The following is an 11,870-nucleotide window of genomic DNA, read 5'->3' on the forward strand; positions in this document are numbered from 1 at the left end:
CTCGTCCGGCAATCCTCGTAAGCGTCATCGATTCATAACGATTCAAACGAGGAGCGGTGGTATGGGGGTTACTGGGCACCAAGCCGGTGTGGGGCGTGTCGTGTGTGTCGCGGTTGCGGGCTGTCTGTCGGCCGCCGCGTGGGCGCAAGGCGGTGACGTGTCGTCATTCGACATTCCCGCGCAGCGTCTCGACCGCGCGTTGAATGCATTCGCGCGTCAATCCGGCGCGCAGCTGCTGTTCTCGACGTCCAGCGCCGAGCAGCGGGCAAGCCGGACCGTCAAGGGCAGGCTGACCGCGGCAACGGCACTGGAGCAACTGTTGTCGGGTTCGGGGTTGCATGCGCGTGCGACGGGAAGGAACACGTTCACGGTGGAGAGCGGAGCGCCGGTCGCATCGCCGAAAACCGATACGGATGCAGGTGTGGGCGCCGGCGTCGGTGCGAGTGCGACCGTGAGTGCCGGTACGAACGCGAGTGCGAATCGTGCGGTGGAACCGGTGGAACTCGCGGCAATCGAGGTATCGGGCGACCGGACCCACAGCGATCTCGTTCGACCGACCCGGCAGATCACCGTGATCGGTCGCGACACGTTGCGCGACCTCGAAGCCGGCTCGAACAATCTGGCGACGGTGCTGAGCAAGGCCGTGCCGGGGATGGCCGATTCGAGCCATACGATCACCGACTACGGCCAGACGCTGCGCGGCCGGAACATACTCGTGCTGGTCGACGGCGTGCCGCTGAATACGAATCGCGATTCGGCGCGCAACCTGGCGAACGTCGACCCGAACAACATCGAGAAAGTCGAAGTGCTGCGCGGCAGCAGCGCCGTTTACGGGGCGGGCGCAACGGGCGGCATCGTGTCGATCACGACGCGTCAGCCTGGCGGGGAACCGCGCGCCGAGACGACGTTTTCGATGACTTCGCCGCTGTCGCACCTGGGCAGCGGCGGTCTCGGCGGCACCGTGCAGCAGTTCTTCGCGGGCAGCCATGGCCCCGTCGAATACGAATTCAACGTCGATGCGCAGCACATCGGCAGCTCGTATGACGCGCGTGGCCATCGCATCGCGCCCGAGCCCAGCCAGGGCGACCTGTTCGACTCGAATGTCTACAACGTCGAAGGCAAGCTCGGATTCCGGATCGATGCGAATCAGCGCATCGTATTCTCGGCGAGCCACTACGACGCGAAGCAGGACACGCGCTACGGGAGCGATCCTTCGGTCGCGAAACTGCCGCCGGGCACGACTGTCGCGCGTGCGAAAGACGGGCTGCAGCTCGACGACCAGAACCGCATCCGCAACACCCAGCTCAACCTGCAGTACAGCAACAAGGATGTGCTCGGCAGCGAGGTGGCGGCCCAGCTTTACTACCGGAACTACTTCACGCGCTTCGCGCCGTTCGATGCACGCGCGGTGGCGACGCGCGGCAACAACGTCGATCAGGTCATGCAGGATTCGACGGTGTTCGGCAGCCGCCTGACGATCACGACACCGCTCGATCGCGCCGGCCGCACGAAGATCCAGTGGGGCGCCGACTTCAACCAGGAACGCAGCGACATGCCGGACGACATCTTCTCGCCGGCCGCGTACGACGCCAGCGGTGGCCTCGTCTACCGCAAGACCGGCACGCTGACGTACCTGCCCACGCTGACTACGACCAGTGTCGGCGGTTTCGCGCAACTGCAGCACAAGTTCAGCGACACATGGTCGGCGGAAGCCGGTGTGCGCTACGAGCATGCGAGCGCGAGCTTCGACAGTTTCGTGCCGCTTTCACAGCTGCGTCTTGCGAAGAAGTACACGGTGCCGGGCGGATCGACCGGCTACGGCGCATGGCTGTTCAATGCGGGTGTTGCCTATGCGCCGGTACCGAGCCAGGAAATCTACGCATCGTTCAGCCAGGGGTTCCAGCTGCCGGACGTCGGACTGCAATTGCGTAACGCGACCGCCGGCTTCGACATCCATTCGTCGAGCCTCGAACCCGTGAAGACCAACAACTACGAGATCGGCTGGCGCGGCAGCCTGGGCAATCACGCCGACGGCACGCTCGCGCTCTTCTACACGACGTCCGAGCTCGGTGACGTACAGAGTTTCAACAACGGCCTGATCCTCACGCGCACGGCCGAGCGCATCGCCGGGATCGAAGCGACCGTCGACTACGCATCCGATGACGACAAGTGGGGCGCAGGCGGCACGATCACCTATATGCAGGGGCGCGAGCGGCCGCAGACCAGCGCGAACTTCCAGGACATGACCGGCTATCGCATTCCGCCGCTCAAGCTGACCGGCTATCTCGAATACCGGCCGAACCCGCGCTGGAGCAATCGGCTGCAGGCGACGTTCTACGCAGCGCGCGATTACCGGCTCAACGACAAGATCGGTTTCGGCCGCATGGACGTGGGCAGCTATACGACGGTGGACCTGATCTCGCGCTACCAGATCACGAAGAAGGATCGCGTGACCGTCGGCGTCGAGAACCTGCTGAATCGCTACTACCTGCCGCTCTACAGCCAGCTCATGCGCAACAGCAACAACACGAGCCGCTTGCCCGCGGCGGGTGCGGTGCTGACGGCCAGCTATACGCATCGCTGGTAAATTCATCGCGTTCCGTTACGGCGCTCCACCCCGATCAGGATGAGCAGGGTGTGGGGCGCCGCTCGGAAAATGGAGGCTGACCGTCGGCGCAGCGAGGATGTACTGGAAAAATGGAAATTAAAATCATTCGCACTGCAAGATGATTTCGCCGGTTGCACGCTGACTTGGCGCACGTCGATCGGCGTTTCATCGGGCCCGTCCGGTTCATCGGGAAGGCGTTTGCGATTCCGCTGGCTGCCGACTATTGTTGGTTCTTGGGGGGGATACCGACGTACCTGCCGAACCGGAGACCTGCGATGAAAGGCGACAAGAAAGTCATCGAATACCTGAACGCTCAACTGAAGAACGAGCTGACGGCGATCAACCAGTATTTCCTGCACGCCCGCATGTATCGTCACTGGCAGCTGGACACGCTGGGCAAGCACGAATATGAAGAATCGATCGGCGAGATGAAGCATGCGGATGCACTCATCGAACGTATCTTCATGCTCGACGGGCTGCCGAATCTTCAGGATCTCCACAAGCTCCTTATCGGCGAGCACACCGAGGAAATCCTCGAATGCGACCTGAAGCTCGAACGCATCGCCCAAGCCACCTGCAAGGAAGGGATTGCGTATTGTGAATCGGTGCAGGACTACGTGTCGCGCGAAATCCTCGAGAACATTCTCGACGATACCGAGGAGCACATTGACTGGCTGGAAACGCAACTTGAACTGGTGCAGAAGGTCGGGATCCAGAACTATCTGCAATCCGGCATGACGTCGCTCGATTCGTGATCGATGGCTGGCGGGCAGCACGCCTTGCCCCGCACCAGGTCGCAGGATTGCCTCGCGTGCCGACACCTGTTTTGACAGGCGACTTAAGGGACACTTGAGCGTCTGCAAGGCATGCTGTAGCCGGACATTCTCAAAACAACGCAATGAAAGCCATTTACACGGAACTGGCTCCGGCGGGGATACGACCGACAGCCGATTCAGCGTATTGAAATTGTTCCGCGAGCATCCTGACGCGCATTTTTCCGTCGAGCAGATTTACCGGATGCTCTCCGGCAGCCCGGAACCGGTCAGTCTCGCCAGCACGTACCGCACCCTCTCCACCTTTATCGAACGCGGGCTCGTCACCAGTGCGTCGCTGGGCGATTCGCGTGTCGTATATGAACCGAATCACGGCAGGCATCACCACCATCTCGTGTGTCGTCGATGCGGGGACATGTGCGATCTTCACGACGATGAACTGACTGCACAACTCGAACACGTCGCTTCCCGGCACCGTTACACCTGTCACGCCGCGTCCCTGGTGATTTCCGGAGCATGTCCGGCATGCCAGGCGAAGGGCGGGTGAGTGCCGCTCGCACGACGGCGTGCGGCGAAGCTCGGCCATCAAGCGCCGGTTTTGCCAAAATCGTCTGATGAATGAGCGGGCGTCGATGCATGCAACGCCAATACGACCCCTAATTGCAAAATATTGCGTAAACCATTTGAATTGGTTTATAAATCGGAATGATTCTTATTTGTCTTCTCGTCTCGCGCATTTAAAGCAGAAGGGGTTGTTCCATGTCCGCCGCTCAATTGGCCGTGCACCAGGATGTGCAGGCGCTCTATCGCAACCACCATGGCTGGTTGCAGGGGTGGCTGCGCAGGCGGTTGGGTAATGCTTTCGATGCGGCGGATCTTGCCCAGGACGCGTTTCTTCGCCTGATCCTCAAGCCCGTGCCGCAGGGTTTCGACAGCGACGCCGAGGCGCGGGCCTATTTGCGAACGATGGCGCAGGGCATGTGTATCGACCTGTTCCGTCGCCGTCAGGTCGAGCAGGCGTGGCTCGACGCACTCGCTGCCCAGCCGGAACCGAGCGAGCCTTCGCCGGAATATCGCGCGATCGTCATCGAGACACTGATGGAAATCGGCACGCTTATCAGCCGGTTGTCCGACAAGGCCAGGGACGCATTCGTCATGGCGCAGATTCATGGCCTGTCCACCCGCGAGATCGCGGGCGAACTGGGTGTCTCCGACCGAATGGTGCAGAAGTATCTCGCCCAGGCGATGCTGCAGCTCGCGTTGCTCGACGCTGGCCTCAAGCACTGACCGATGGCCGTCTCGTCGTCCCCATCCGCTGCCGAATCCGGCGTCCAGGCGGATTTCGAAAGTCTTGAACAGGCTGCCAACTGGTATGCGCTTCTGCATGCCGATGGCGGAAGTGGCGAGCATCGCCACGCGTGGGCTCAGTGGCTGGCCGAGCGCCCCGAACACCGGCGCGCGTGGGCGCATGTCGAAGCGGTCAGCCGGCGCTTCGAGCCGCTGCGCGGGGAGCGCGCCGGCGAGCGCAATGCCGCCGCGGCGGCCGTGCACGTTTCCGCGACGCGCGCGGCGAGCCGGCGCCATGTGCTGGGCAGTCTCGCGGCGCTGGCCGGCACCGGCCTCGCCGGCTGGTTCGCGTGGCGTTTCACGCCACTGGCGGATCGCGCGATTGCATGGCGATCGGACTACCGCACCGGGGTTGGCGAGCGGCGCGACGTGCGGCTTGCCGACGGCACGCGCGTCTGGCTGAACACGGACAGCGCGTTCGACGTGCACTACGACGACACCCGGCGCCTCCTGACTCTGACGATCGGCGAAATCCTCATCGATACGGCGAAGGACACGCAGGGGCGGCCGTTCTTCGTCGACACGCCGAACGGCCGGATGCAGGCACTGGGTACGCGGTTCACCGTCCGTCAGTCCGGCACGCACACGCTGCTGGCCGTGTTCGACGGCCGTGTCGGGATTCGCAACCGGGCCGGGCATGTCCAGATCGTGCCGGCCGGTCAGCAGCGGCAGTTCACCGCGGACACGATCCTGGCGCCGGAGCGCGCGGATCCCGCGCGCGAAGCATGGACGCGCGGCGTGATCCTGGCTGACGACGTCACGCTCGACACGCTGATTGCCGAGCTGGATCGGTACCAGCACGGGCACATCGGTGTCGATCCGTCGGTCGCGGGCATTCGGGTTGTCGGGCGGTTCCCCGCCGACAACCCCGACCAGATGCTCGCGATGCTCGAACGCGACTTGCCGATCCGGGTGCGCCGCATGTTGCCGTGGTGGGTCACGATCGAAGCACGGTGACCGGCGCGATGCCGGTTCCGGCCAGAGGGCGGGGATATCTCACGTCGCAGAAAAAATTCCGATTTCGGTTCGCATTTCCGGGCGTCATCCGATTAACAGATGAAAGAGGACCATTCGGAGATCAATCAGTGCTCTGAATGCCGACCCGGCGCCATGAGGTGGGGCATCTGCCCCGGCTTGCCGACACCCGTTTCCGTCCGGAACCCGGTGTCGTCGCGATGGCGACAGTCGCAGCCAGCATGGCGCCGCCCGAACGACCGGGCGCGGCCGCTATCAAGCCAAGGTATCCGGCTCTGTTAGACGCGCGATGGACCTCCCTTGCTCACTTCATTCTCAAGGAATGCCGTCCATGCGTCACCCGTCGTTTTCGTCGAATCCCGATTTTTCGTTGCCCGTGCGCAGCCGCGCACCGATGCCTGGTGCACCGCGCACCGCGCATCGTCCTGCCGCGCACGCCGTCCGGTGCGCCGTGCTCGGCCTCGCACTCGCTGGGAGTGGCGCGTGGCAGGCGGCCTCCGCCCAGTCGGCCGCCGGTGCGGCGGCGCAAGCTGCGACCCGGCGGTATGACATCCCGGCAGGCCCGCTGTCGGCATCGCTGAACCAGCTTGCCGATCAGGCCAGCGTGATGCTCAGCGTGCCGGGCGACCTGACCGCCGGGAAAACCAGTGCGGGTGTTCACGGCACGTACTCGGTGCAGGGGGCGTTCCAGGCGCTGCTGAACGGCACGGGCCTGGAGCAGGTGCGGCAATCCGACGGCAGTTTCTCGCTGCACCCCGCGGTGGCGGCTGCAGGCGCCGAAGCGGGCGTGCTGCCGGCCGTGAACGTGCTCGGCAAGCGGGTCGGCGATGCCATTCCCGAAGCCTATGCGGGCGGCCAGGTGGCGCAGGGCGCGAAGGTCGGCATGCTCGGCAATCGCGACTACATGGACACGCCGTTCAGTATTTCGAGCTACACGGAAAAGCTGATCCGCGACCAGCAGGCGACCAGCGTCGCGGACCTGCTGACCACCACGGACCCGTCGGTCCGCGCGGCGATCGACAGCACCAACCGCTACGACGCGATCACGATCCGCGGGCTGCGCGTCGAGAACAGCGAGATCGCGCTCAATGGCCTTTACGGACTCGTGCCGGCCTATCGCGTGGGCGCTGATCCGGTAGAACGGGTCGAGATCCTGAAGGGCCCCGGCGCGTTGCTGAACGGGATGATGCCGCAGGGCAGCGTCGGGGGCAGCGTGAACGTCGTGACGAAGCGCGCCGACGACACGCCGCTCAACCGGCTGACCGCCGAATATGCGTCGAGCTCGGTGTTCGGCGGCCATGCAGACATCGGCCGGCGCTTCGGCCAGAACGGCGAATTCGGCGTGCGCGTCAACGCGGCCCATCGCGAAGGCGACACGCCAATCGACGAGCAGTCGCGGCGCAATACGTCGCTGTCGGTCGGGCTCGACTACCGCGGCAGCCGCCTGCGCGTGTCGGGCGACGTGATCTACCAAGAAGACTTCATGCGCGCGCCGGTGCGCGGCTATACGCCGATCGCGGGCATCGCGGTGCCGGCGGCGCCCGATTCGCGAACCAATCTCGCGCAGACGTTTTCCTATTCGAATTCCCATAGCCTGACGGCACTGGGGCGCGCCGAATACGACCTGTCGTCGAACGTGACGCTGTTCGGCGCGGTGGGCATGAACCGCTTCGGCTACGACAAGCTGGAAGACCCGGGCGCGACGATCATCAATGCGCAGGGCGACGCGAAATCCACGTCGAGATACCAGTCCGGCGCATCGCATGCGCTGTCGGCGGAGGCGGGCGCACGGACACGCTTCAAGACGGGCCCGATCGATCACCAACTCGTCGTGAGCGGCGACTATCTGCAGCAGACGACGTGGTTCGGCCAGACCGCGTATGGCAGCTACACGACGAACATCTATCTGCCGACCCGCCTCGCCGGGCCGGGTGCGGCGGTTTCCGTGTCGCCGGAGGCGAAGGACAGCGCACAGATCCTGCGCAGCATCGGCGTGGCCGATACGCTGTCTGCTGCCGGCGGGCTCGTGCAGCTCACCGTCGGCGTGCGTCGCCAGCAGGTGAGCAGCCGCAACTTCGAACCGTCCGGTGCGGAAACGTCGCATTACGACCAGGGCGCGACCACGCCGTCCGTCGCGCTCGTCGTGCGTCCGCTCGACCAGTTGTCGTTCTACGCGAACTACATCGAGGCGCTGACGCCCGGCTCGCCGCCGCCGGCCGACGCGGCGAACCCGAACCAGGTGTTCGCGCCGTTCAAGTCCAAGCAGTACGAAGTCGGCACCAAGCTCGATCTCGGCACGTTCGGCGCGACGCTCGGGCTGTTCCAGATCGACGTGCCAAGCGGGATCGTCGATCCGGTCAGCAAGCTGTACAGCCTCAACGGGCTGCAGCGCAATCGAGGTCTCGAGCTGTCGGGCTTCGGCGAAGTCACGCGCGGCGTGCGGCTGCTGGGTGGTGTGACGTGGCTCGACGCGCGGCTGCGCCGTACGCAGGGCGGCACCTACGACGGCAATCGCGCGATTGGCGCGCCGTCGCTCCAGGCCACGCTCGGCGCGGAATGGGATACGCCGTTCGTGCCGGGCGTCACGCTGACGAGCCGGATGATCTATACGGGCAAGGCCTACGTGAGCCAGGACAATACGCAGCACGTGCCGAGCTGGACACGCTTCGATCTCGGCGGCCGCTACACGACGAAAGTCGCCGGCCGCGACGTGACGCTGCGGGCGAACGTGACGAACCTGTTCAACCGCGACTACTGGCAGGCGAACCCGACCGGGTACCTGTTCACGGGCGCGCCACGCACGTTCTGGTTGTCGGTGTCGACCGACCTGTAACGAACACCGGCGGGCCGGGTGCAGGCGCGCGGCCTGGCTTGCCGATGGTTTGCCGGCCCGATTCTCACCGTCAATGCATGAAACACGTCACGCACGGTTCCGACTCGACGCTCGCCACGTCGGCGCGCTCGTCGCGTGACTTGTTCGCGTGGGTTGCGATAACAGAACCGGCGCTTCGTTGACGCACACGGATCCCGAAGCGTCGGCCTGAGCCGAAAAAGTGCCAGGCCGGACGCACCCCCCATGGGGTAAATACCGAATCCCGATTTCGTGACAAACGCGGAATCACTTCCTATGATTGGTTGGACCTTTAGTCCTTTGTGCCAATCGGCCGACGGGTGGCCGGCTATTTCGGGAGACGTGCTCATGAGATTGCAGGGCAAACGCGCGCTGGTGACGGCGGCCGGGCAGGGCATTGGCCGCGCGACCGCGCTGCGCTTCGCGACCGAGGGCGCCGACGTACTGGCGACCGACATCAACGAAGCCGCACTCGCGCGGTTGGAGGCCGACGCCGAACGCTTGGGCGGCCGGCTGACCACGCGGCGGCTCGACGTCACCGATGCGCCGGACGTCGCGGCGCTCGCCGCGAACGAGCGCGCGTTCGACGTGCTGTTCAATTGCGCGGGCTTCGTGCACCACGGCTCGATCCTCGATTGCGACGACGAAGCATGGGCGTTCTCGCTGAACCTGAACGTCACGTCGATGTACCGGCTGATCCGCGCGCTGCTGCCCGCGATGCTCGAAGCCGGCGGCGGGTCGATCATCAACATGGCGTCGGCCGCGTCGAGCGTGAAGGGCGTGCCGAACCGCTTCGTCTACGGCACGACCAAGGCGGCCGTGATCGGGCTGACCAAGGCGGTCGCCGCCGATTTCGTCGAGCGGGGCATCCGCTGCAACGCGATCTGCCCGGGCACGATCGAATCGCCGTCGCTGGAGCAGCGGATCGCGGACCAGGCGCGCACGCGCCACGTGTCGACCGACGAGGTGCGCCAGGCGTTCGTCGCGCGCCAGCCGATCGGCCGCATCGGCAGCGCGGAAGAAGTGGCCGCGCTCGCGCTGTACCTCGCATCCGACGAAGCATCGTTCACGACCGGCGCGATCCACCTGATCGACGGCGGCTGGTCGAACTGACCGCGTCCTCCCATTCACTTTCCGTTACCGCTCAAGACGACATGAAACTGCTGAGATTTGGCGACAAACACCATGAAAAGCCGGGCCTGCTCGATGCGCAGGGCCATATCCGCGACCTGTCCGGCGTGATCGACGACATCGCCGGCGATGCGCTGTCACCCACCTCGCTCGCGCGGCTGCGAGGCATTCCGCCGTCGTCGCTGCCGCTGGTCGAAGGCACGCCGCGGCTCGGCGCGTGCGTGGGCCGCGTCGGCAAGTTCATCTGCATCGGGCTCAACTATTCCGACCACGCGGCTGAATCGGGGATGGAAGTGCCGAAGGAGCCGGTCGTGTTCGGCAAGTGGACGAGCGCGATCTCGGGGCCGAACGACGACGTCGAGATTCCGCGCGGCTCGGAGAAGACCGACTGGGAAGTCGAGCTCGGCGTGGTGATCGGCCAGGGCGGCCGCTATATCGCGGAAGCCGACGCGCTGTCGCACGTCGCCGGCTACTGCGTGGTGAACGACGTGTCGGAGCGCGAATTCCAGCTCGAACGCGGCGGCACGTGGGACAAGGGCAAGGGCAACGACACGTTCGGGCCGCTCGGCCCGTGGCTCGTGACGGCCGACGAAGTGCCCGATCCGCACGCGCTGCGGCTGTGGCTCGACGTCGACGGCCACCGCTACCAGAACGGCACGACCGCGACGATGGTGTTCCGCGTGCCGCACCTGATCAGCTACCTGAGCCGCTTCATGAGCCTGCAGCCGGGCGACGTGATTTCGACCGGCACGCCGCCGGGCGTCGGCCTCGGGCAGAAGCCGCCCGTCTATCTGCGCGCCGGACAGGTGATCACGCTCGGCATCGACGGGCTCGGCGAGCAACGCCAGCGCACCGTGCAGGCCTGATTTCCTTTAACGGACGGTTCGCCATGCCTATCATTCGATCGATGCGCGTCCTCGACGTGCGCTTCCCGACCTCGCGCCAGCTCGACGGCTCCGATGCGATGAATCCGGACCCCGATTATTCGGCGGCCTACGTCGTGCTCGAAACCGATCGCGACGGGCTCGAAGGTCACGGGCTCACGTTCACCATCGGGCGCGGCAACGAAATCTGCTGCGCGGCGATCGACGCGATGCGTCACCTCGTCGTCGGCCTCGACCTCGACTGGATCCGCGAAGACATGGGCCGCTTCTGGCGGCACGTGACGTCGGACAGCCAGTTGCGCTGGATCGGCCCCGACAAGGGGGCGATCCACCTGGCGACGGGGGCTGTCGTCAACGCGGTATGGGATCTGTGGGCGAAAGCCGAACGCAAGCCGCTGTGGCGGCTCGTGGCCGACATGAGCCCCGAGGAACTGGTGCGCGCGATCGACTTCCGCTACCTGACCGACTGCCTGACGCCGGACGAAGCGCTCGACCTGCTGCGCCGGCAGGCGCCGGCCAAGGCCGAACGGATCGCGCTGCTCGAGCGCGACGGCTACCCGTGCTACACGACGTCGGCCGGCTGGCTCGGCTACAGCGACGACAAGCTGCGGCGGCTGTGCCGCGAAGCGGTCGAAGCCGGGTTCGAGTATGTGAAGCTGAAGGTCGGCGCGAACCTGGAAGACGACATCCGCCGCGTGACGATCGCGCGCGAGGTGATCGGCCCGGACCGCAAGCTGATGATCGACGCGAACCAGGTGTGGGAAGTGGACGAGGCGATCGACTGGGTGCGCGAGCTGGCGTTCGCGCGGCCGTGGTTCATCGAGGAGCCGACGAGCCCCGACGACGTCGAAGGGCATCGCAAGATCCGCAAGGCGATTGCGCCGGTGCAGGTCGCGACCGGCGAGATGTGCCAGAACCGCGTGCTGTTCAAGCAGTTCATCGCGCGCGGCGCGATCGACGTCGTGCAGATCGATGCGTGCCGGCTCGGCGGCGTGAACGAGATTCTCGCGGTGATGCTGATGGCCGCGAAGTACGGGTTGCCCGTGTGCCCGCATGCCGGCGGCGTCGGGCTGTGCGAGTACGTGCAGCATCTGTCGATGATCGACTACGTCTGCATTGCCGGCACGAAGGAAGGGCGCGTGACGGAGTACGTCGATCACCTGCACGAGCATTTCGTCGAACCGTGCGTCGTGCGCGGTGCGGCATACATGCCGCCGACGGCACCCGGTTTCTCGATCGAGATGAAGCCCGAATCGCTGGAGCAGTACCGGTTCCGCGGCTGACACGCGTTGAGCGTGCCG

9 protein-coding genes are annotated in these 11,870 nt (G+C 65.3%); all 9 read left to right on the top strand.

Annotation, left to right across the window (positions count from 1 at the left end):
- Positions 1 to 61 precede the first annotated feature (61 nt).
- The 9 genes from BDI24065_RS01230 (at position 62) to BDI24065_RS01270 (ending at position 11,852) form a co-directional block, all read left to right on the top strand.
- Positions 62 to 2,587, top strand: coding sequence for a TonB-dependent siderophore receptor (locus BDI24065_RS01230; protein ID WP_175029638.1), 2,526 nt, complete (start codon positions 62 to 64; stop codon positions 2,585 to 2,587).
- Positions 2,588 to 2,883: 296 nt separating this feature from the next.
- Complete coding sequence (bfr, locus tag BDI24065_RS01235) at positions 2,884 to 3,363, top strand: bacterioferritin (RefSeq protein ID WP_175029639.1); 480 nt, start codon at positions 2,884 to 2,886, stop codon at positions 3,361 to 3,363.
- 205 nt (positions 3,364 to 3,568) lie between these two features.
- Positions 3,569 to 3,928 (top strand): Fur family transcriptional regulator, encoded by a 360-nt coding sequence (locus BDI24065_RS01240; protein ID WP_175029640.1) that lies wholly within the window; start codon positions 3,569 to 3,571, stop codon positions 3,926 to 3,928.
- Between the two features lie 212 nt (positions 3,929 to 4,140).
- On the top strand, positions 4,141 to 4,668 hold the full coding sequence (locus tag BDI24065_RS01245; RefSeq protein ID WP_175029641.1) for a sigma-70 family RNA polymerase sigma factor: 528 nt from the start codon (positions 4,141 to 4,143) through the stop codon (positions 4,666 to 4,668).
- Positions 4,669 to 4,671: 3 nt separating this feature from the next.
- Positions 4,672 to 5,685, top strand: coding sequence for a FecR domain-containing protein (locus BDI24065_RS01250; RefSeq protein ID WP_175029642.1), 1,014 nt, complete (start codon positions 4,672 to 4,674; stop codon positions 5,683 to 5,685).
- Between the two features lie 349 nt (positions 5,686 to 6,034).
- Positions 6,035 to 8,536, top strand: coding sequence for a TonB-dependent receptor (locus tag BDI24065_RS01255; protein WP_254609641.1), 2,502 nt, complete (start codon positions 6,035 to 6,037; stop codon positions 8,534 to 8,536).
- Between the two features lie 366 nt (positions 8,537 to 8,902).
- Positions 8,903 to 9,667 (top strand): SDR family oxidoreductase, encoded by a 765-nt coding sequence (locus BDI24065_RS01260; RefSeq protein WP_175029643.1) that lies wholly within the window; start codon positions 8,903 to 8,905, stop codon positions 9,665 to 9,667.
- A gap of 41 nt (positions 9,668 to 9,708) precedes the next feature.
- The gene (locus BDI24065_RS01265) at positions 9,709 to 10,551 is read left to right on the top strand and encodes an ureidoglycolate lyase (RefSeq protein ID WP_175029644.1); all 843 of its coding nucleotides are present in this window, start codon (positions 9,709 to 9,711) and stop codon (positions 10,549 to 10,551) included.
- 23 nt (positions 10,552 to 10,574) lie between these two features.
- Positions 10,575 to 11,852, top strand: coding sequence for an L-fuconate dehydratase (locus tag BDI24065_RS01270; protein WP_175029645.1), 1,278 nt, complete (start codon positions 10,575 to 10,577; stop codon positions 11,850 to 11,852).
- Positions 11,853 to 11,870 lie beyond the last annotated feature (18 nt).

Source organism: Burkholderia lata (assembly GCF_902499025.1).
GTDB lineage: Bacteria > Pseudomonadota > Gammaproteobacteria > Burkholderiales > Burkholderiaceae > Burkholderia > Burkholderia lata_C.